This window comes from Paraburkholderia guartelaensis (assembly GCF_004353905.1).
Lineage (GTDB): Bacteria > Pseudomonadota > Gammaproteobacteria > Burkholderiales > Burkholderiaceae > Paraburkholderia > Paraburkholderia guartelaensis.
This window is the reverse complement of record NZ_SMOD01000035.1, coordinates 56,543-76,972: the sequence shown is the minus strand read 5'-3', so window position 1 is coordinate 76,972 and position 20,430 is coordinate 56,543. Positions and strand designations below refer to the sequence as shown.

18 protein-coding genes and 1 rRNA gene are annotated in these 20,430 nt (G+C 63.9%); 13 read left to right on the top strand and 6 right to left on the bottom strand.

Going from position 1 to position 20,430, the window contains the following annotated elements; translation table 11 throughout:
- The 3 genes from E1N52_RS32825 to E1N52_RS32810 all read right to left on the bottom strand — a co-directional run.
- Nucleotides 1–500 (bottom strand): 16S ribosomal RNA (locus E1N52_RS32825); the annotation flags it as partial.
- Between the two features lie 438 nt (nt 501–938).
- Entirely contained in the window at nt 939–3,215 is a 2,277-nt protein-coding gene (locus E1N52_RS32815) for an EAL domain-containing protein (protein WP_133187724.1), read from the bottom strand.
- A 353-nt stretch (nt 3,216–3,568) separates the two neighbouring features.
- Complete coding sequence (locus E1N52_RS32810; protein WP_133187722.1) at nt 3,569–5,782, bottom strand: glycoside hydrolase family 3 C-terminal domain-containing protein; 2,214 nt, start codon at nt 5,780–5,782, stop codon at nt 3,569–3,571.
- A gap of 508 nt (nt 5,783–6,290) precedes the next feature.
- Here E1N52_RS32810 and E1N52_RS32805 point away from each other — a divergent pair.
- Entirely contained in the window at nt 6,291–6,728 is a 438-nt protein-coding gene (locus tag E1N52_RS32805; protein WP_133187720.1) for a carboxypeptidase regulatory-like domain-containing protein, read from the top strand.
- A gap of 33 nt (nt 6,729–6,761) precedes the next feature.
- On the opposite strand, the gene E1N52_RS32800 is transcribed toward E1N52_RS32805, so the two are convergent.
- On the bottom strand, nt 6,762–7,466 hold the full coding sequence (locus E1N52_RS32800; protein WP_133187718.1) for an SDR family NAD(P)-dependent oxidoreductase: 705 nt from the start codon (nt 7,464–7,466) through the stop codon (nt 6,762–6,764).
- 127 nt (nt 7,467–7,593) lie between these two features.
- On the opposite strand from E1N52_RS32800, the gene E1N52_RS32795 reads away from it, so the two are divergent.
- Nucleotides 7,594–8,547 carry a LysR family transcriptional regulator gene (locus E1N52_RS32795; RefSeq protein WP_133187716.1) on the top strand — a complete coding sequence of 318 codons (954 nt, stop codon included), beginning with the start codon at nt 7,594–7,596 and terminating at the stop codon, nt 8,545–8,547.
- Between the two features lie 11 nt (nt 8,548–8,558).
- Here E1N52_RS32795 and E1N52_RS32790 read toward each other — a convergent pair whose 3' ends face one another.
- A complete protein-coding gene (locus tag E1N52_RS32790; RefSeq protein WP_133187714.1) occupies nt 8,559–9,473 on the bottom strand; it encodes a LysR family transcriptional regulator in 915 nt (304 codons plus the stop codon).
- A 230-nt stretch (nt 9,474–9,703) separates the two neighbouring features.
- Between E1N52_RS32790 and E1N52_RS32785 the strand changes: the two genes are divergently transcribed.
- Complete coding sequence (locus E1N52_RS32785) at nt 9,704–10,567, top strand: NmrA family NAD(P)-binding protein (protein ID WP_133187712.1); 864 nt, start codon at nt 9,704–9,706, stop codon at nt 10,565–10,567.
- 116 nt (nt 10,568–10,683) lie between these two features.
- Nucleotides 10,684–11,397: a GNAT family N-acetyltransferase gene (locus E1N52_RS32780; RefSeq protein ID WP_133187710.1), complete on the top strand. Its 714-nt coding sequence runs from the start codon at nt 10,684–10,686 to the stop codon at nt 11,395–11,397.
- 12 nt (nt 11,398–11,409) lie between these two features.
- On the opposite strand, the gene E1N52_RS32775 is transcribed toward E1N52_RS32780, so the two are convergent.
- Entirely contained in the window at nt 11,410–12,375 is a 966-nt protein-coding gene (locus E1N52_RS32775) for a GlxA family transcriptional regulator (RefSeq protein WP_133187708.1), read from the bottom strand.
- 109 nt (nt 12,376–12,484) lie between these two features.
- Between E1N52_RS32775 and E1N52_RS32770 the strand changes: the two genes are divergently transcribed.
- The 9 genes from E1N52_RS32770 to E1N52_RS32730 all read left to right on the top strand — a co-directional run bounded on the left by E1N52_RS32770 (nt 12,485) and on the right by E1N52_RS32730 (nt 20,429).
- On the top strand, nt 12,485–12,778 hold the full coding sequence (locus E1N52_RS32770) for a hypothetical protein (protein WP_133187706.1): 294 nt from the start codon (nt 12,485–12,487) through the stop codon (nt 12,776–12,778).
- Nucleotides 12,779–12,896: 118 nt separating this feature from the next.
- A complete protein-coding gene (locus E1N52_RS32765; RefSeq protein WP_342777917.1) occupies nt 12,897–13,334 on the top strand; it encodes a BON domain-containing protein in 438 nt (145 codons plus the stop codon).
- A 132-nt stretch (nt 13,335–13,466) separates the two neighbouring features.
- A complete protein-coding gene (locus tag E1N52_RS32760) occupies nt 13,467–14,342 on the top strand; it encodes a GNAT family N-acetyltransferase (RefSeq protein WP_205965702.1) in 876 nt (291 codons plus the stop codon).
- Nucleotides 14,343–14,359: 17 nt separating this feature from the next.
- On the top strand, nt 14,360–15,286 hold the full coding sequence (locus E1N52_RS32755; RefSeq protein ID WP_133187704.1) for a 2-hydroxyacid dehydrogenase: 927 nt from the start codon (nt 14,360–14,362) through the stop codon (nt 15,284–15,286).
- A 202-nt stretch (nt 15,287–15,488) separates the two neighbouring features.
- Nucleotides 15,489–16,895 carry an aspartate aminotransferase family protein gene (locus E1N52_RS32750; protein ID WP_133187702.1) on the top strand — a complete coding sequence of 469 codons (1,407 nt, stop codon included), beginning with the start codon at nt 15,489–15,491 and terminating at the stop codon, nt 16,893–16,895.
- Nucleotides 16,896–16,939: 44 nt separating this feature from the next.
- On the top strand, nt 16,940–17,440 hold the full coding sequence (locus E1N52_RS32745) for an Lrp/AsnC family transcriptional regulator (RefSeq protein WP_042269347.1): 501 nt from the start codon (nt 16,940–16,942) through the stop codon (nt 17,438–17,440).
- A gap of 166 nt (nt 17,441–17,606) precedes the next feature.
- Nucleotides 17,607–19,079, top strand: a complete 1,473-nt coding sequence (locus E1N52_RS32740) for an NAD-dependent succinate-semialdehyde dehydrogenase (RefSeq protein ID WP_133187700.1) — start codon at nt 17,607–17,609, stop codon at nt 19,077–19,079.
- Entirely contained in the window at nt 19,076–20,047 is a 972-nt protein-coding gene (locus E1N52_RS32735) for a M14 family metallopeptidase (protein ID WP_133187698.1), read from the top strand. Before E1N52_RS32740 ends, E1N52_RS32735 begins: the two co-directional genes overlap by 4 nt.
- A gap of 37 nt (nt 20,048–20,084) precedes the next feature.
- A complete protein-coding gene (locus tag E1N52_RS32730; protein WP_133187730.1) occupies nt 20,085–20,429 on the top strand; it encodes a cupin domain-containing protein in 345 nt (114 codons plus the stop codon).
- The last annotated feature ends 1 nt before the right edge of the window (nt 20,430 follow it).

Sequence of the window (20,430 nt, the reverse complement as noted above, 5' to 3'; positions counted from 1 at the left end):
GGTGCTTATTCTTCCGGTACCGTCATCCCCGGCGGATATTAGCCACCAGGATTTCTTTCCGGACAAAAGTGCTTTACAACCCGAAGGCCTTCTTCACACACGCGGCATTGCTGGATCAGGCTTTCGCCCATTGTCCAAAATTCCCCACTGCTGCCTCCCGTAGGAGTCTGGGCCGTGTCTCAGTCCCAGTGTGGCTGGTCGTCCTCTCAGACCAGCTACGGATCGTCGCCTTGGTGGGCCTTTACCCCACCAACTAGCTAATCCGCCATCGGCCACCCCAATAGCGCGAGGCCCGAAGGTCCCCCGCTTTCATCCGTAGATCGTATGCGGTATTAATCCGGCTTTCGCCGGGCTATCCCCCACTACTGGACATGTTCCGATGTATTACTCACCCGTTCGCCACTCGCCACCAGGTGCAAGCACCCGTGCTGCCGTTCGACTTGCATGTGTAAGGCATGCCGCCAGCGTTCAATCTGAGCCAGGATCAAACTCTTCAGTTCAATACCTGTTACTGTTTTCGGTTCAGTTAAGAACCGGTCGCTCACTCAAAGCTGACAGGTTCTGAATAAATTCAAAAACCTGACTTACTTTAGTGTGAGACTCTTGATACTTTTGCTTCTCCTGATTGCCCCGAAGGACAGTCAGGTCGCCACCGCATCAAGCGCCCACACTTATCGGCTGTAAATTTTTAAAGAGCAATTCGTCTTAATCGCTTCGTTTTCGTTCGCAGCGATCAGCGAAGGAGGCGAATTATGCGGGTCATTCCGGATATCGTCAAGCGACTTTCGAATATTTATTTTTGAGGGCCGCTACGCCGATTTTCGGCAGCCACCGGCACCAACGCGTGCGGGGTCGCCTCTTCTGTCACCAAATCAGGAACGGCAGCTGCACCCGGCCCGCAGCACCATCGAATTCAAGCGCAGTGATGTCGTTGTAGATCAAGCGCTGACGGTCTCGACGGCTCCTTCCGGAAGCGGCTGGGGCATCCCGACACAAAACCCTTGCGCGTAGTCGATGCCAATCCCGCTGAGGCGCCCGATGATCGCCTCGCTTTCCACAAACTCGGCGATGGTTGCCTTGCCCGCTGCGTGGGCCACCTGGTGAATGGACTGGACGATCGTGCGATCGAGGTCGCTGCTGGCAATACCGCGCACGAAGCTGCCGTCGATCTTCAGGTAGTCCACGGGCAGGCGCTTGAGGTAAGTGAACGAAGACATACCGGAGCCGAAATCGTCGAGCGCGAATCGGCAGCCAAGTGCTCGCAGGCTCTCCATGAGGGTGATCGCTTTCGAAAGATTGGTGATCACGGCCGTTTCCGTGATCTCGAAGCAGACGCTTTCGAAACTGATTGCGCAGCGCTGCTGCTGCTGCACGATGTACGCGAGCAATTCCTCGTCGCCGAGCGACGCGCCGGAAAGGTTGATCGACCAGACGTCTGCCGCAAGATGGCCCGCGGCGATGGCTTCGAATGCACGGCCGATCACCCATCGATCGACGAGCGGCATCAAATTGAAGCGCTCGGCGGCGCCAATGAAGTACGCCGGAGGAATCACGTTGCCCGATTCGTCGACCATGCGTAGCAGCAACTCGACGTGCACTTCCTCGGCGGGACCGCCCTCCTTGAGCGACTTGATCTGTTGCGCGTACAGGCGGAAGCGATCGTGCTCAAGCGCGGCTTTCACGCGGGCCACCCACTCCATCTGCGTATGGGTGGTCGACTGGAGCTGATCTTCGAGGCAGTACTGATGCACGCGGTTGCGGCCTTTTTCCTTGGCCATATAACAGGCGACGTCGGCCGCCTTCATGATGTCCCATGTCGAGGTCTGCGTGGCGTCCACGTCCACCACGCCGATGCTCACACCAGTCGTCAGCAAATGTTGGTCCCAGGGTAGCCGGATGACCGTCACGGCCTCTCGCAGATCCTCTGCGATCCGCAGGGCGTCGTCGATGCAGCACTCCGGCAGCACGACGCCGAACTCATCGCCGCCGAGGCGCGCGAGGATATGAGCGGCGCGCAGTTTTTGTTTCAAAGCGGCACCCACGCAGCGGATCAATTCGTCGCCGGCCGCGTGGCCGCAGGTATCGTTGACGACCTTGAACTGATCGAGGTCGAGGAACATCACCGCATGCGGGAGTGTCCCGGCCTTCTCGAGCAAGCCCGAAAGCCGGCGCTCGAATTCGCGGCGGTTCAGCAAGCCCGTTAGATGATCGTGCGTGGCCTGATATTCGAGTTCGGCGGCATGCTTGCGCTCCGTGCTGGCGTCTCGAAGCACCATCACCGTGCCCAGCATTTCCTCTTCGTCATCGCGGATCGTCGCCACGGAGCAGGCCACGGGCAACAGCGAGCCATCCGGGCGCGTCACCGAAAGTCTGCGCTGCGCTTCGTCGGCCGCTGCCGCGCGATTGTGCAGGCATTGAGCAGTGACGATATTGCCGGACCGCTCGTCGTAGAGATCACAAACGTCGAACAATGGCTTCCGGTAAATATCGTGCGAGGGAAGCCCGAGCATGCGCTCGGCGGCGGCGTTGCAATAGGTCACGCTCGCCTGGTTGTCCATGCGGATCACACCGTCGTCGATCGAAGCGAGCGTGGCTTCGGTGAGGCTCTTTTCCTTCGCAGCGGCCGCTTCTGCCCGCTTGAGTTCGGAGATATCGAAAAGGCAACCGACGATGCGCTTCGCCCGGCCGCTCTCATTGCGTATGGCCTTGCCGCGTCCCCGGCACCACAAGTATTGACCATCGGCCATTCGCAGCCTGTACTCGACGTCGTAGAGGCTGTCGTGCTTCAGGTGATTGATGATGGTCTCGCGCAAGCGGAGCAGATCCGCAGGATGCACGAGCGCGTTGAATGCGCGGGTGTCCATCGGGAGGTCGCCGTCGCCATAGCCGAGTTGCTGGTACAGATAGCGGGAATAGTAGGCACGGTCGTTGACCAGATCCCAGTCCCATAGTCCGGCGTTGATGCCCTCGAATCCGAGGCTAAGGCGTTCCTCGCTCAGACGCAAACGGGCGGCGAGTCGCTGGGAGAAGCTCAGCATCGATAGCACAACGCTGCACGCGAGCGCCGCGACGAGCCACGCTATCGCAGTACGGGAATGCTGGGCGAGCACGGCCGCCGCTACGGCACCCACCCACATAGGGACGAGCACCACAACGATTCGACCGCGGCGGTTGCCTTCGGTAAGCCAGCTCACTGCGCGTGTGATCAGTCTCATGGCTGATTTAGTATTCTTCTTGGTTCAGCTTCCATGTGTCGCGTGCGCGCGGCACTACGAGACAGTGTCACAGTGAAGCGTGACGGCGTGTGTCTGGAAAACGCGCAAACGGAGGAAGGCCCACGGACGGGTGAGTAAGTCTACCCGGTTTCCTTATTCAGATTGAATGGGGATTACCCGCGGAAGTTATTCAGGTTTGCGGGACCAGGCATTTGCGTTCTTTCGCATGCGAATGATAGATACGGAAAGATTTGCGAATTCAATTTTGAACCGGCTCGCAAACGTTCGCGAGCCGGCCATTTCTGAAAATAGAAAACAGAGGCCGCCAACGCAGCCTCCATGCGCCCTCCTGCTTACCGGCTCTGCAGGCGGATATCGCGCGACGAGGCACCCACATACACCGCGCTGCCAGGCACGTAGGCCCAGTCGTTATGCGTCGTGTCCCAAACGCTCTGTGCACGTTCCGTGATCGTCACGCGCACCGGCTGCGACTGACCCGGCTTCAGGAACACCTTCTGGAAACCAACCAGACGACGCGGCGGCTCGCCGGCATAACTCACGCCCAGATACACCTGTGCCGTTTCCGCTCCAGCAACGCGACCATCGTTGCGCACCGTGAACGACGCTGTGAGCGTATGCCCCGGGCCCTGCTTCACCGTCAATCCCGAATAGCTGAAGTGCGTGTACGAAAGGCCATAGCCGAACTCGTAAAGCGGCGTGATGTTGTTCGCGTCATACCAGCGATACCCCATGTCCAGCTTTTCGGAATACACGGGATCGGTCGCGAAGGCGCCGTTCGTCCCCCACGTCGGCGTGTCCTGATCGTGCACCGGGAACGTGACCGGCAGCTTGCCGGATGGGTTCACCTGACCGAACAGCACATTCGCGATCGCCTTGCCGCCACCCTCGCCCGGATACCATGCCTCGACGATTGCCGAGACCTGGTCCTTCCACGGCATCAGTACCGGATTGCCGCTTTCGATGATCACGATCGTGCGCGGGTTGGCCTTCGCAACGGCCTCGACCAGCTGATCCTGATTCGACGGGTTCGCGAGGCTCAGGCTTTGCAGATCGCCGAAGTCCTCACCCGCAGGCTGCGCCACGACGACGATCGCGACATCGGACTGGCTGGCGAGCGTCGCGGCCTGGGTGATCTCCTGCTGCGTATAGGCGCGGAACGGCTGCGTCTGGTCCGTGTTGCCCGCGAAGCTCACCTGCGCCGAAGGCGCGAGCTGCTGGATCGCCGCGGTGATAGGCGTATTGAGCTTGAGCCACGGGTTGGTCCACCAGCCGCAGCCCGTGGACGAAGCGAACGTGAGCCCGCCGCAGCCCGAGAAGTTGCCCGTGACCGGATCGCGCGTATTGCCCGAGCCGCCGCCGCTCAGCACGGCCGTATCGGCGTGAGCGCCGATCACCGCAATCTTGTGCAGGCTCGGCGCCGAAAGCGGCAGCTGGCTGTTGTCGTTCTTCAGGAGAACGATGGATTGTTCTTCTGCAGCCTGCGTGAACGCGTTGTATTTCGCGAAGTCGATCGTGGCGCCGCCCTGCGCCGGATGATCAAGCACGCCCGTACTGATCATCACGTAGAGCTTGCGCCGCACCATGTCGTCGAGACGGTCCTGCGAGACTGCCTTCGAGGCGATCGCCTGCTTGACCAGATCGGGCGTGAGATAGACCGTCGGTCCCACGTCCTCTTCCTCATCGAGGCCCGCATTGATAGCCGGGGCCGTGCTATGCGTCGCGCCCCAGTCCGACTGCACCTGGCCCTGGAAGCCCCAGTCCTTCTTCAGCACGTCGGTCAGCACATGCGTGTTCTCGCACGCGTAAGTGCCGTTCAGGCGGTTGTAGCTGCACATCACGCTGCCCGGCCGCGCTTCCTTCGCCGCGATTTCGAACGGCAGCAGATAGAGTTCGCGCAGCGTGCGCTCGTCGATCTGGCTGTTGCCGCCCTGGCGGCCCGTTTCCTGTTCGTTGCCGACGTAGTGCTTGATCGTGGCGATCACCTGCTGGCTCTGCGTGCCGATGGTGCGCGCCGCCAGCATTTCGCCCGCCAGCACGGGGTCTTCGCCGAGGTACTCGAAGAGGCGTCCGCCGCGCGGTTCGCGCGCGAGGTTCGTGCCGCCGCCCAGACCCATGCCGAATCCTTGCTCGCGCAACTGGTCGGCTATGCGTGCGCCGAAGTCGCGCGCGAGGTACGGGTCCCAGCTTGCCGCGAGCGCGATCGTCGCCGGAAAGGTCGTGCTCTTCTGACTCGTGCTGCCCGATCCCGTTGCGGAATCAACCATATTCAGGTCGGGAATGCCCAGACGCGGCACGCCCTGAATGTAGCCCGCGCCGCCGCCGGGCACGGCGCTCATTTGATATTCGGAATGGATGAACTGGAGTTTCTCGTCCTGCGTCATACGCTTGAGCAGCAGGTCCGCGCGAACGTGCGCGCCGAGGTTCTGGGGGACGGCCATCAACGGCATCGGCAACGGATAAGGTACGTCGTTGCTGCTGTCGCCGGCATGGGCGGTAGCGGCCATCGCAACCAGCACGGCGGCGGTGGGCCAACGGGTGATCCTCATATGTCTCTCCGAGAGTTCGAATACGTTATGGAGTACTGATCAGACCGGTAAACAGGGTCTGGCAGAGCGGCCGGCCGCGTCAGGCACCGGCAAACTTCCTGCGGGGGAAACCGGTTGAGTTGCAGCGCGCAAACGTTTGCTTTTGTGCATCCGCTTGGGCTTCACCGGTTGATGTAGCAAAACTCCAAATAATCATATAAAAACTATTGAGTACCCTTACGGGCTTTTCTCTCAGTATTTTCCCGGCTGGCGGTAGCTAACACGCATGAAAGGCGTGAAATCGACAGGAAATAGTAATAAGACGGTAATGTGATTGTTGCGAACGCAACGGAAATTCGGAATTCGATGTGATTTGCATGACGTTCGCGAACGCGGCGTGGCGCCCCGTGAACGCAGCGCGTAGAGCGCGTCGCGAGTGGAAAAAAGCTAATCTGTTACGACGCCTGCGCAAGCCGCGGCGCTCGCGCTGCGGCGCGCGAAATCGACATCACTGTAAGGAGTGACCACGATGGAAAGGCAACGCAAGGCTCCCCGAATCGCTTCGACCCTGCTCACTGCGGCGTGCGCATTCGCTCTGGCAACCAGCGCACTCGCGCAAACGGGTATGCCGCAAACGGAGCAGCAAGGTGATATCTCGTTCGTGTCCGGCGGGGTCGGCCGCGACGAGTCCTCCGCACTGCGGCACGCGCGCAGCCAGTGGCCGCTCTCGATGCTGTTTACCGGACCCGGTTCGAGCTATGTGGCCGACGTGCATGTGCAGATCGCGGGCGCCGACGGCACGTCCGTGCTCGACACGCGTTCGCACGGTCCGTACATGCTCGTGCGGCTGCCCGCCGGACGCTATACGATCACCGCCACCTATAACGAGGTGACGAGGACGCAGCGCGTGAACGTCGCCGGCAACGGCAGCGCGCGTGCGACGTTCTCGTTTCCGGGCAAGCACTGAGCACGATTCGCGTCTCCAGCCTGTCGAGATGGCTCACCAGGGAACGACTCTCCCGAGGTAGTCGAGGTAATGCAGTCCGGTGCGGCCTTGGTACGCTTCGATTGTGCTGACCAGGTTGGGGATGCTCTCCTCGATGCCCAGGCGCGCTTGCGGACCGCCCATGTCCGTGCGCACCCATCCGGGCGCCATGAGCAACAAGGTTTTCGCATCGTCTTGATGGCGGGCCGCATAGCTACGCATGAACATGTTCAGTGCGGCCTTGCTGCCCCGGTAGACCTCGTGGTTGCCATTCGTATTGTTGCTGACGCTGCCTTGCCCGGACGACATGACGCCTATCGTCCCGGCCGGTTGCACGAGGTCCTGAAATGCCTCGACGACGCGCATCGGACTCAACGCGTTCGTCACCATCACGCGAACGAACTCATCGGTTGAAACATCTGCAATCGTTTCACGATGATCATTCGTGACGCCGGCGTTCACGAATAGCATGTCCACCCGGCGATCCTGAAGGCGATCGTGGAGTGCAGCGACCTGCTCCGGCACCGTAATATCGACCGAGTCGACTTCAAGGGCACCTTGCGAGGCCTGCGCCGCCTGCGCAAGCCGGTCCATCGAACCCGCCCTGCCGGTGGCGATCACACGCCAGCCGCGCTTGAGGTATTCCTCGACCATGGCGAAGCCGAGTCCGCGCGACGCGCCGATGAGAAGAACCGTTTTTTGATGTGCTGATTCCTGCATCGCTATTTCCCTCTATTCAGTCGATATGGGAAATATAGTGGCGCCACACACATGGCGGAAGACGCATGGCTTACAGCTATAAGCTGCACGGGACGCCATGCCAAAAAGTGCCGTGCTAGCATCGAGCATGTCCGAACCCGACTTGAATCTCCTCATCGCGCTCGACGCATTGCTCGACGACGGCAGCGTGATTGGCGCGGCGCGTCGACTGGGTTTGAGCGCCTCGGCAATGAGCCGGACCTTGACCCGCCTTCGCGAGGCGACCGGCGACCCGCTCCTCGTTCGCGCCGGCCGTGCCATGGTGCTCACTCCACATGCGCAAGCGCTTCGCGAACGCACGCGAAACGCGGTTCACGAAGCACGCGCTGTCCTGGTACCGTCGGCCGCCGAGCCCGATCTCGCCACCTTGCAGCGGACCTTCACCATTCGCGCCAACGATGGTTTCGTGGAAGCCTTCGGTGCGCCGCTCATCGCGGCGGCCACAGCGGTTGCGCCGTTCGTGCGTTTGCGCTTCGCGCCCAAAACGGAGAAGACGTCGACGCATTTGCGCGAGGGTTCGGCCGACCTCGAGATCGGCGTGCTGGGCGAGATGGGTCCGGAAATCCGCGTGCAGGCGCTCTTCAGGGACCGCTTCGTCGGCGTCGTCAGGCAAGGCCATCCACTAGCGTTGGAGCGCGGGCCGAACGCCGAACGGTACGTCGCGTTCGGGCACGTCGTCGCGTCGCGAAGCGGCCGTGGAAACGGCCCCGTCGATGCCGCATTGGCCGTGCTGGGACTCGAAAGAACGATCGTCGCCGTGGTGCCCAGCTTCCCTGCCGCGCTAGCCGTGGCGCGCGCTTCCGATCTGATTGCGCTCGTGCCCGGATCGTTTCTGTGCAATCACCGTGAACAACCGCAGGACCAACAGGACGAACTGCGCGAATCGCCACCATCCGGTGGAATCCACGTTTTCGAGCTTCCGGTCACGACCGAAAAAATCACGGTGTCACAGATGTGGCATCCCCGCATCGAGGCCGATCCTGTCCATCGCTGGCTGCGGCAGCTCGTGCTAACGGTATGCCGGCAACGCGTGCCGTTGTGATGTCGCCACGATCAATGCCCAGCGGCCCAGGCGACGATGAAATCGATGAATGCGCGCGTCTTCGCAGGCGTGTAGTGGCGCGACGGATAGTAGACGTATAGCGGGAAACGCTCGTCGGGCCAATCGGGAAACAGATTCACCAGCCTGCCGTCGGCAATCAGAGGCTCGGCGCCGAGAAGCAGCATTTGCGCAATGCCGGACCCGGCCAGGCACGCATTGAGCAAGGCGCCCGGATCGTTCACGGTCAGCCGCCCTTGCGTCGCCACCACGACGTGCTTGCGCTTGCGATGAAACTCCCACGGATAAGGCTTGCCTGTCTCAGGGTCGCGGAATTCGAGGCACCGGTGAGCGGGGCCTTCGAGATCCTCGGGGCGCAGCGGTCTTCCCCAGCGCGAGAGATAGGCCGGCGCCGCGACCGTCACGACAGCGGTATCGAGCAGCTTTCGAGCAACCAGCGTGGAGGATCGCGGCTTGCCGAACCGCATCGCGACATCGAATCCGTCCGCAACCAGATCGCCAAGACTATCTCTCGCGATCAGTTCGATCTCGAGTTCGGGATGGGCGTCCATGAACCGGTCGAGATCCGCGCCGAGAATCGCCCGATAGCACACCGGGTCCAGATTCACCCGCAGCCTGCCCCGCACCGCCGACGCATTGCCCGATGCCGCGATGGCCGCTTCCTCGAGCCCCGCGAGATGCGGGACGACCTGCTCGTAGAAACGGCGCCCGCCTTCGGTGAGCGAAATCGATCGCGTCGTGCGATTGAAGAGCCGGATATCGAGCCGCTTCTCCAGCCTCGCAATCGCGCGGCTCACGCCTGGCGGCGACATGCCGAGCACGTCTGCCGCGGCGGCAAACGTCCCCGCGTCGACGACGGCGGCAAACACGCTGATCGCGCCGGAAATGTTCTCGAGTGTCGTTCTCAATGTCGTCGTTCCAATGGCAGCCGGTACGGCGGCCCCTGGCTGCCTTTGGCGATGATGGATCAGTAATCCGATTCGTGCGCGCGAGTCACTGATCTAGTGCCCTTCGCGGCATTTAGCTTCGGCCGCCCTGCGTCCAGAATGCGTCTAACCGAAACGGAACCAGGCAGCACCTTGCTGCCATCGTGTTCGGCTTTTTCGACAAATTCGTCATCGCATGCGGAGGGTTTCAAGTGTACGCAATTACAGGCATTACCGGAAAAGTGGGCGGCGCACTCGCACGTGAGCTGCTGGCCTCTGGGCAACCGGTGCGGGCAGTCGTGCGCGACGCTGCGCGCGCCGCTTCATGGCAAGCACAAGGCTGCGAGCTGGCCACGGCAAACATGGAAGACGCCGCAGCGCTGACCGCTGCATTCAGCGGCACGCAGGGCGTGTTCATCCTGTTGCCTCCGCATTTCGATCCCTCGCCCGGCTTCCCGGAATCGCGCGTGGTGATCGACGCCGTCTGCACCGCGATCCATAAGGCACAGCCCGGCAAAGTCGTGTGTCTGTCGACCATTGGCGCGCAGGCGCACGAGAGCAATCTGCTCACGCAACTCTCGTTGATGGAGCAGGCACTAGCCGCGCTGCCTGTGCCGGTGACTTTCCTGCGGCCCGGCTGGTTCATGGAGAACGCAGCGTGGGACGTCACGAGCGCGCGCAACGATGGCGTGATCGAGAGCTACCTGCAACCGCTCGATCAGGCGGTGCCGATGGTCGCGACCGCGGACGTCGGCCGCCTCGCCGCGGAATTGCTCCAGCAGACATGGAGCGGCACACGCGTGGTCGAGCTGGAAGGTCCGCGCCGCGTGAGCGCGAACGACATTGCCTCCGCGTTTGCCCGCGTGCTTGGAAAACCTGTGCGCGCGGCCGCGGTGAACCGGCAGGAATGGGAGTCGCGCTTCCTGTCACAAGGCATGAAGCATCCCTTGCCGCGTATGCGCATGCTGGACGGTTTCAACGAGGGCTGGATCTCTTTCTCGAAGCCCGCCGATGAAATCCTTCGCGGGCATATCGAACTGGACACCGTGCTCGATGCGCTCGTAAGCGGTAAGTGACAAGAGGCATTGGCGGGAATGACGCCGAAGTTGGCGCGTTCGGCCGTAGTCCGCCGAACGCGCCGCGTCTACACTATCGGCGCAACCCGTCCACTCTCTCTACCGGAGCGCAAATCATGTTCGATGTGCTGGCAACGAAACCTGCGGGTAGCACAACCGCGCTGGACAACGTGCCAGGGCACGCGCTAACCGGCCGCCAGCGCCATCTTGCCGTTGGCAACGAGCGCGCGGTGCGGTATGCGCCCGCCGTCGCCCCCTTTGCAGCGATGACGGACACCACGCCTGAATCGTTTGACGCCTTGCGCGGACTGATCGAAGAGCACGCACCCGTTGCCCTGACCACGCTCGAAGCCGTGGAGCCTCCTGCCGGCTTCACGCTGATCCGGCATGCCACGCTGCTGCAAATGGTCTGGCAAGGCGAAGCGCCTGCGTCCACCGAGCTGGAGCACGTCCGGCTAACGGAGCATGACGTGCCGGAGATGCTCGCGCTGGCCGCGGCAACGCAGCCTGGCCCGTTTGGTCCACGCACCATCGAATTCGGCGGCTACCTTGGCGTGCGCAGGGAGGGCAAGCTCGTCGCGATGGCCGGCGAGCGCATGAAGATCGAAGGGCATACCGAAATCAGTGCTGTTTGCGTGGACCCGGCCTTCAGGGGGCAGGGGCTCGCGGCGAACCTCATGAAGCTGCTGATGGCGGCAATCAGCGCGCGCGGCGAGACACCCTTCCTGCACGTGCTGACGTCGAATCACGGCGCCATTTCCATCTATCGCACACTAGGCTTTGTCGAGCGCCGCGAGATGCATCTCACGGTGCTCGGCCTCGCACCGTAGAAAAACGCGCGGTTACAACAAGTCGGAACGCAGTTCCCGCACCCCTCTTCCCAGCCGCTGCCGCAACAGGCTGCGCAGCGTCGCGCCGTCGCCGTAACCGACTTCGGCGGCGATCCTTTCCAGGTCGAGCTTGCCGCTGCGCAGCAGCGACTGCGCGTGCTCGACCCGCAAATCCTGAAAGTACGCCAGCGGAGACTTGCCGAGCACCTCCTGGCAGCGGCGCTGCAATGAACGCGAACTCGTTGCCAGCGCCTTCGCGGCGTCCTGCAACGAGAATCCCGACTTGAGATTTTTCCTCGCCCATTGTTCGAAACGCTGAATGAGCGGATCGGCCTGCGCCAGATGATTCGGGATGATGTACGGCGCCTGCGAAGAGCGGATGTCCGCCAGCAGATAGCGCGAAACGAGCGACGCCAGTTCAGGGCTCGCCGAGCGGATCAGCCAGAGCGCGAGATCGAGATGCCCCATGGCCGCGCCGGCCGTCACGCCGATATCCGAAGGCACGAGCATGCGCGATTCGTTCAACTGCACTTGCGGATAGCGTTGCCGGAAGAACGGCGCGAGCGACCAGTTGGTCGTGGCTTCGCGATGGTCGAGCAGCCCCGCCTCCGCGAGGATGAACGTCCCCACGCACGAAGCGCCGACTCGGGTGCCCCCCGCTTGCCATTCGAGCAAACGCGCCATGCCCTCCCCGACGTCCCGGCGCTCGAACGACTCGATCAACTCCTGCGCGGATAGCGTCACCAATGCCGGCACGATCACCCAATCGGGCTTCGCATCCGGCGCGACCGGTTGCACCGGCACCGCGAGGCCGTGAGCCGAGCGCACCCGCTTTCTCACCCCCACGAGCGTAATGTCGAAACGCGGAACGCCGCCCATGGCCGCGGCCGAAAGCTTGTTTGCGACCGAGAACGCATCGAGCGTGACGGAGAGCCCGGTATCGAAGACGCCGTCGAGCGCCAGGACAGAAATGCGCATGGCGTAAATGCCTCTAAAGTTGTCGTTTGTGACAGTACAGCCCACGAGACCCCAACGATACACTCAATCGCGTTGCAAGTCGCAACATACATTGATCACGGAGGTTGTCATGAAGGTTCTCGCCATTGGATCGATCGTCAAGGAACTCACGCCCGCGCAGCGCGACGAGATCATGCCGCACGAAGTGCCGGCCACGCTCAAGCTCTACCTGGACGACAAAATCGAGCAGTACTGGTTTCGCCAGGACAAGCCGGGCGTGGTGTTTCTCATGAGCTCGGGCTCGGTCGACGACGCGAAGGCCACGCTGGATACGCTGCCGCTCGCCCAGGCCGGCATCCTCGCGTTCGACCTGCTGCCGGTGGGCCCGCTCGCGCCGCTCGGCCTGCTCCTTCAAGGAAAGTAAGCGCTACGCAGGAGGCGCCGACCACGCATGCGTCATGGGTTGTCGGCGGCCTCCTGGCAGCCTTCTTCTCCTCGCCGGAGATTTCTCCTAAAACGTACTGATCCGCCGCTTGTTTTCGATGCACGCCGGCGGCTGGCGCGGAACCCTGGGGAACCCGCAAAACCTGGCAAAGGGAAGAAGGATGAAAACTAACGGTAAAAGCCAAATCGCCCGCGCGCTGGCCTTCATGGCCATCGCGAGTTGCGCGGGTTATGCGCATGCACAAACGGCCGCGAGCGCGCCCGGCGAGGCGTCCGCTCAAGCGGGCGCGCCCGCGCAGTCGGGCAGATCGGACAGCGCGCTGGTGCGTGATGTCCGCCGGGCCTTCACGCGCACCACGGGACTGAATTTCGCCAACATCCACGTCACGGCGCATGAGGGCGTCGTCTCGTTGACGGGGTCGGTACCGCACCAGTCGCAGATCGCGCGGGCCGGCGACGCGGCCAGCTCGGTGCGCGGCGTCACCTCGGTGTCGAACCACTTGACCGTGCGGACGGCCCGCGGCAGCGGACCTTGATTGGCGCGCTCACGAGCGCAATCAGTAGCGGACTCTTCGGCGGGTTCGACCGGCCGCACAGCAGGATCGTCCTATTCCCGGCGCGAGCGTCCTGTCAAAGTGAGCCATCGAACTTCGATCAAGGAGCCCGCCGTGTCCGGCCAGCCTGCGTCTTCGAGCCTCGTCTGCGAGACTTTCACCGAATCCGACATCGAGGGCGCCCACGCGCTCTCCCTGCAATTCCGTTGGCCGCATCGTAGCGACGACTGGCGTTTCGCCGCCGCGGCCGGGCACGGCTTCGTGGTTCGCGAAGGAAAGACCGTGGTGGGCACGGCGCTGTGCTGGCCGTGGGGCGAGCATGGCGCGACGCTCGGGCTCGTGATCGTCTCGGCCGACCAGCAAGGCCGCGGAATCGGCAGGATGCTGATGGAGCGCCTGCTGGAGGCGCTCGGCGCGCGCATGACCGTGCTGCATGCCACCGAGGCCGGCGAACCGCTCTACGAAAAGCTCGGCTTCAGGAAGATTGGCCTGCTGCATCAGCACCAGAGCGACAGCTTCGCGGCGCCGATTGTCGAGCCGCCGCCGGGCGAACATTTGCGGCCGCTCGAACCGGGCGATACACCACGCGTCATCGAACTCGCGTCGCGCGCGAGCGGGCTCGATCGCAGCGCACTCGTGCCGCCGCTGCTCGATGTGTCCCAAGGCGTCGCGCTGGTGCGTGGCGACACGGTGCTCGGCTTTGCGCTGTTGCGCCCGTTCGGCCGCGGCCATGCGATCGGTCCGGTGGCCGTCGCCGCCGACGATGGATTGCACATGCAGCGCGCCAAAGCGCTGATCGCCAATCGCCTCGCCGCCAACGCGGGGGCCTTCACGCGGCTCGATACGCCCGACGAACACGGCCTCGGCCCCTGGCTCGAATCGATCGGCCTCGCGCGCGTCGACACGGTCGTGAAGATGGCGCGCAACGGCGCGCCCGCGCACGACCCGGGCGTGCTGCAATTCGCGATCGTCAATCAGGCGCTAGGCTGACTGCGGGAACCGCCTTCATGACGCTCCTCTACAAAGCCGACCCCGAGCGCGGCAGGCAATGGGCGCAGCTTTTCGCGCACAAGGCTCCCGAGATCCCGTTCCGCCTTTGGCCCGATACCGGCGACCCCGCCGCCGTGCGTTTTCTCGCGGCGTGGCAGCCGCCCGAGGACCCCGCGCGCACGCTGCCCAATCTCGAAGTGATCTTCTCCGTGGGCGCGGGCATCGACCAGTTCGATCTGTCCGGCGTGCCGGAGCACGTCGCCGTGGTGCGCATGATCGAGCCGGGCATCGTCGAGGGGATGGTCGAGTACGTGACGCAGTCGGTCCTGACGATCCATCGCGATCTGTTCGACTATGCCCTGCAACAGCAGCAGCGCGTATGGCGCGCCCTGCCCGTGCGCGCCGCCGCGTCGCGCCGCGTTGGCGTGCTGGGGCTCGGCATGCTGGGCAGCGCGGTGCTCGAACGCCTGCGTCTCTTCGGCTTTGCATGCGCGGGCTGGAGCCGCTCGCCGCGCGCCTTGCCGGGCGTGGAATGCTACGCGGGCGCCGACGCGCTCGACGCCTTCCTCGCGCGCACCGATATCCTCATCTGCCTGCTGCCGCTCACCGAAGCGACACGCGGCCTGCTCGACGCCGCGCTCTTCGCGAAGCTTCCGCAGGGCGCGTCGTTCATCAACGTCGGGCGCGGGCCGCAACTGGACCAGCAAGCGCTGCTCGACGCGCTCGATAGCGCTCATCTGCGCAATGCGATTCTCGATGTCGCGGACCCCGAGCCGCTGCCGCCGGAGCATCCGTTCTGGACGCATCCGCGTGTGCGCCTCACGCCGCACATTGCCAGCGCCACGCGTCCCGAAACGGCCGTCGATGTCGTGCTCGAGAACATCCGCCGCCACCGCGACGGCTTGCCGATGCTCGGCCTCATCGACCGCACGCGTGGCTATTGAGACTCGTGGCGGCGCCGAGGGCGCAGCACAAAATGCTGCGCCCCCCGATCAAAACGCCACAAACACGCTATTTCGCGAATTATTTGGCGAAACGTGCACCGGTATCGGCCCGGTAGCATGGAACGGTGAATCAGCGGCCAGCCAACGCCCAATCAACGGCCAGGCGCCGCACTCCTCTGACTTATCAGCCGGGAACCGAACCATGCCGAATCGCTCGCTCATTGAAGCCGACCGCAAACATCTGATCCATCCCGTCGTGAACTACCGCGCGCACGAAGCGCGCGGCGTGACCGTGCTCGAATCCGCCCAAGGCGTGTTCCTGCGCGACGCAGACGGCAACGAATTGCTCGACGCATTCTCCGGCCTCTGGTGCGTCAACACGGGCTACGGCCATCAGAGCATCGTCGAAGCCGCGGCGCGCCAGATGGCTCGCCTGCCCTATGCCACGGGCTATTTTCACTTCGGCTCGCAGCCCGCCATCGAACTGGCCGCGCTGCTCGTCGAGCGCGCGCCCGCTTCGCTGCAACACGTGTACTTCACGCTGGGCGGCTCTGATGCAGTGGATTCGGCGCTGCGCTTCATCACGCACTACTACAACGCAACGGGCCGCCCCGCGAAGAAGCACGTCATCGCACAGGAGCGCGGCTATCACGGCTCGTCGGCAGTCGGGGCGGGGCTGACTGCGTTGCCCGCGTTCCATCGCAACTTCGACTTGCCGCTCGCCACGCAACATCACATTCCGTCGCCCTATGCGTATCGCAGCGAGCATGCGGACGACGCGGCGCTCATCGCAGCGTCGGTCGCCGCGCTCGAAGCAAAGGTCGCAGCGCTCGGCGCCGAAAACGTCGCCGCGTTTTTCTGCGAGCCGATTCAGGGTTCGGGCGGCGTGATCGTGCCGCCCGTTGGTTGGCTGAAAGCCATGCGTGAAGCGTGCCGCAAGCTCGACATTCTTTTCGTCGCCGACGAAGTGATTACGGGCTTTGGCCGCACGGGTCCGCTCTTCGCGTGCCAGGCCGAAGACGTCGAGCCGGATCTGATGACCGTGGCCAAGGGCCTGACCGCGGGCTATGCGCCGATGGGCGCCGTGCTGATGTCGGATGCCGTTTATCAAGGCATTGCCGATGGCGACGACGCCGCCGTGATCGGCCATGGCCACACCTATTCGGCGCACCCGGTGAGCGCGGCCATCGGCCTCGAAGTCATGCGCCTCTATCACGAAGGCGGCTTGCTCGCGAACGGCGTCGCGCGCGCGCCGCGCTTCGCTCAGGGGCTCGACGCGCTGCTCGCCCACCCGCTCGTGGGCGACTCGCGTCACCGCGGTCTGCTTGGCGCGCTCGAACTCGTCGCCGACAAGGAGAGCAAGCAGCGCTTCGACGCCTCGCTCGGCCTGCCCGATCGCATCGCCGCCGCCGCGTATGGCAACGGCCTCGTATTCCGCGCATTCGGCGACGGCATTCTCGGCTTCGCACCCGCGCTTTCGTACACCGAAAGCGAGTTCGACCTGCTGTTTGAGCGCCTCGAAAAAACGCTCGACGACGTGCTCGCGCAGCCCGAAGTGCGCGCCGCATTGAAGGCGAAGAATGGGGTCAGCGCCCGTGTCGCCGCGTGATAACATCACTCGACACTTCGACATGCAGGGCCGCCCCCATCACGATGAGCAACGACTGCAAGCTGGACCGAATCGATCTGCGCATCCTCTCGCAGTTGCAGAAGCGGGGGCGCATCACGAATGTCGAACTGGCCGACGCAGTCGGGCTGTCGCCAAGCCCCTGCCTGATCCGCGTAAAACGTCTGGAGAAGGCGGGGTTCATCGTCGGCTACGGCGCGCAGATCCAGCTGGAAAAGCTGGGCGACGTGCAGATGGTGTTCACCGAGGTCACGCTCGCCGACCATCGCCGCGAGGACTTCATCAAGTTCGAGAAGGCAATACGCGAGGTGGACGAGGTGGTCGAGTGCCATCTCGCGAGCGGCGGCTACGACTATCTGCTGAAGTTCGTCGCGCGCAGCGTGAGCCATTACCAGAGCATCGTCGAGGGGCTGCTGGAGCGCGATATCGGCATCGAGAAGTACTTCAGCTACGTCATCATCAAGACGGCGTTCGTCAAGACGCACTACCCGCTCGAAACGCTGTTCTCGCAGAACCTGCATTCCTGAGCATGGGCAACGGACGTGAGGCACGCGCCTCGCGCTCCTGCGTCCCGCCTCCATTTTCTCGCGCACGCTTCGCGCTGAAACCTCACGGCTTCGGCGCGCTCGTCGCGCGCGCTCATTTCCCGGCATCGATCCATTTTCGTCCGCACGTGCGGAAAGGAATCGGCATATGACTACGCGTTATCCCTTGAGCACGCTGATTCGCAGCGACAACTTCATCGACGGACAATGGGTGCCCTCGGCCTCCGGCACCCGCTTCGCCGTGACCGATCCCGCGACCGGCAAAACGATCGCCGACGTCGCCGATAGCGATGCGAACGACGCACGCGCCGCCACCGACGCCGCCGCACGCGCATTCCCCGCCTGGCGCGACACGCTCCCCGCAGAACGCGCCGCCGTGCTGCGCCGCTGGCATGCGCTGATCGTCGCGAACGCCGACGAACTGGGTCAACTGATCTCGCTCGAACAAGGCAAGCCCCTGCACGAGGGACGCGGCGAAGCGATGTATGGTGCGTCCTATGTTGCCTGGTTCGCCGACGAGGCCACGCGCATCTACGGCGATCTCATCCCGCAGCAGCAGCGCGGCAAGCGCATGAGCACCGTGAAGGAGCCCGTTGGCGTGGTTGCGGCGATCACGCCCTGGAACTTCCCGCTCGCGATGATCGCGCGCAAGATCGCCCCCGCCCTCGCCGCGGGCTGCACGGTGGTCGGCAAGCCCGCCGAAGATACGCCGCTCACCGCGCTCGCACTCGTCATGCTCGCGCACGAGGCCGGAGTGCCGCCTGGCGTGCTGAACCTCATCTGCGCATCGCGCGAGCGCGGCGTGAACGCCGTCGCCGACTGGCTCGCAGACGCCCGCGTGCGCAAGATCACCTTCACGGGTTCGACACCCGTGGGCAAGCACCTCGCGAGGGAATCGGCGGGCACGTTGAAGAAGCTTTCGCTCGAACTGGGCGGCAACGCGCCGTTCATCGTGTTCGACGACGCGGATCTCGACGCCGCCGTGGAAGGGCTCATGGCCGCGAAGTTCCGCAATGGCGGCCAGACCTGCGTGTGCCCCAATCGCGTGTACGTGCAATCGGGCGTGTTCGAGCGCTTCGCCGACAAGCTCGCCACGCGCGTGGCCGCGTTGAAGGTCGCGCCCGCGACCGACCCCGCCGCGCAGATCGGCCCGATGATCAACGCGCGCGCGGTCGAGAAGATCGCCCGCCACGTGGACGACGCCGTGAGCCGCGGCGCACACGTGCTCACGGGCGGTAAGCGCCTCACCGAACTGGGCGCGAACTGGTACGCGCCGACCGTACTCGCAGGCGCCACGCCCGAGATGCAGCTAAGCTGCGAAGAGACCTTCGGCCCCGTTGTGCCGCTATTCCGCTTCGACGACGAAGCCGAGGCGATACGCGCCGCCAACGACACGCCGTATGGCCTCGCCGCCTACTTTTACAGCCAGGACGTGCGCCGCATCGATCGCGTCGCGCGGCAGCTCGAAGCGGGTATCGTCGGCATCAACGAAGGCGCGCTCGCGAGTGAAGCGGCGCCGTTCGGCGGCGTGAAGGAATCGGGCTATGGCCGGGAAGGCTCGAAGTACGGGCTCGACGATTACCTCTCCATCAAATACCTCTGCCAGGGAGGGCTTGCATGAGCACCTATCCGATCGAAGTCGCGTTCCCCGACATCGCCGCGCACGAGCACAGCGAGACGGGCATCCCCTATGTGCATACGTTCGACTCGGGTGCGCCCGGCCCGCACGTGATGATCAATGCGCTCACGCACGGCAACGAGGTGTGCGGCGCGATCGTCGTCGATGCGCTGCTGCGCGCGCGGCTGCGGCCACGACGCGGCAAGCTCACGTTCGCGTTCGCGAACGTGGATGCCTACCGCCGCTTCGACCCCGCGCACCCCGACGCCGCGCGTTTCGTCGATCAGGACTTCAACCGCGTGTGGACCGCGAAGGCGCTCGACGACCTCGCGCGCGAATCGAGCGAACTACGCCGCGCTCGCGCGATGCGGCCCGTGATCGACGACGTCGATCTGCTGCTCGACCTCCATTCGATGCACGAGAAGTGCATGCCGCTCATCGTCGCGGGGCCGCTCGCCAAGGGCGTCGAACTCTCTGCGCGGCTAGGCGCGCCGGCCACCGTCATTTGCGACGAAGGCCACCCGGAAGGCCGCCGCATGCGCGATTACGAAGGCTTCGGCGACGCGGCGAGCGCGAAGAACGCACTCCTGATCGAGTGCGGACAGCATTGGGAAGCGAGCGCCGTCACCGTGGCGCGCGATGTCACCGCGCGCTTTCTGCTGCTCGCTGACGTTGTGGAAGAAGCGGATCTGCCCGCGGACTGGCTGCAACCGCTGCCGCCGGAAATGCGCGTGGTACGCGTGACCGAGCCTGTGGTGGCGAAGAGCATGGACTTCCGTTTCGCGGGCGACTACACGGGCCTCGAAGTGTTTCCCAAGGCTGGCGCCGTGATCGGCTGGTCCGACGGTGAGCCGGTCGTCACGCCCTACGACGACTGCATTCTCGTGATGCCTTCGCTGCGCCAGTTGCGCCCGGGCGTGACCGTGGTGCGGCTCGGCAAGATCGAGCAGCGCATCGTTCAGAAGCGCTGAAGCGCCCCTTCCCTTTATTCAGGTTAACGAACGAATGATGAAAGTTCAGCAGATCACGCAAAGCATCGACGTGCAGGCGCTCGAAGATTGGGGCACGGCGGGCGCACCCGGCTCGCAGGCGATTCGCGTTTCGGGCGTACAGAAGGTGATTCCAGGCACGGAGTCCATTGACACCGGGCTGTTCGAATGCACCAGCGGCACTTACCGACGCTCGGTGAAAGAAGCGGAGGTCATGCACATCCTGAGCGGCAGCGGACGCTTCACGCCCGACGGCGAGGCGACCGTCCATTTTCGCGGCGGCGATACACTCTTCTTCGCGGCCAACACGGAAGGCACGTGGGAAGTCGACGAAACGATGCGCAAGGTCTACGTCATCCTGTGAC

Bases quoted from the DNA above. Each gene is read 5' to 3' on its own strand.
- E1N52_RS32730 (WP_133187730.1), top strand. From the start codon at position 20,085: ATGAAAGTTCAGCAGATCACGCAAAGCATCGACGTGCAGGCGCTCGAA.
- E1N52_RS32770 (WP_133187706.1), top strand. From the start codon at position 12,485: ATGAAGGTTCTCGCCATTGGATCGATCGTCAAGGAACTCACGCCCGCG.
- E1N52_RS32755 (WP_133187704.1), top strand. From the start codon at position 14,360: ATGACGCTCCTCTACAAAGCCGACCCCGAGCGCGGCAGGCAATGGGCG.
- E1N52_RS32795 (WP_133187716.1), top strand. From the start codon at position 7,594: ATGTCCGAACCCGACTTGAATCTCCTCATCGCGCTCGACGCATTGCTC.
- E1N52_RS32765 (WP_342777917.1), top strand. From the start codon at position 12,897: ATGCACGCCGGCGGCTGGCGCGGAACCCTGGGGAACCCGCAAAACCTG.
- E1N52_RS32735 (WP_133187698.1), top strand. From the start codon at position 19,076: ATGAGCACCTATCCGATCGAAGTCGCGTTCCCCGACATCGCCGCGCAC.
- E1N52_RS32780 (WP_133187710.1), top strand. From the start codon at position 10,684: ATGTTCGATGTGCTGGCAACGAAACCTGCGGGTAGCACAACCGCGCTG.
- E1N52_RS32800 (WP_133187718.1), bottom strand. From the start codon at position 7,466: ATGCAGGAATCAGCACATCAAAAAACGGTTCTTCTCATCGGCGCGTCG.
- E1N52_RS32745 (WP_042269347.1), top strand. From the start codon at position 16,940: ATGAGCAACGACTGCAAGCTGGACCGAATCGATCTGCGCATCCTCTCG.
- E1N52_RS32750 (WP_133187702.1), top strand. From the start codon at position 15,489: ATGCCGAATCGCTCGCTCATTGAAGCCGACCGCAAACATCTGATCCAT.
- E1N52_RS32815 (WP_133187724.1), bottom strand. From the start codon at position 3,215: ATGAGACTGATCACACGCGCAGTGAGCTGGCTTACCGAAGGCAACCGC.
- E1N52_RS32810 (WP_133187722.1), bottom strand. From the start codon at position 5,782: ATGAGGATCACCCGTTGGCCCACCGCCGCCGTGCTGGTTGCGATGGCC.
- E1N52_RS32805 (WP_133187720.1), top strand. From the start codon at position 6,291: ATGGAAAGGCAACGCAAGGCTCCCCGAATCGCTTCGACCCTGCTCACT.
- E1N52_RS32775 (WP_133187708.1), bottom strand. From the start codon at position 12,375: ATGCGCATTTCTGTCCTGGCGCTCGACGGCGTCTTCGATACCGGGCTC.
- E1N52_RS32740 (WP_133187700.1), top strand. From the start codon at position 17,607: ATGACTACGCGTTATCCCTTGAGCACGCTGATTCGCAGCGACAACTTC.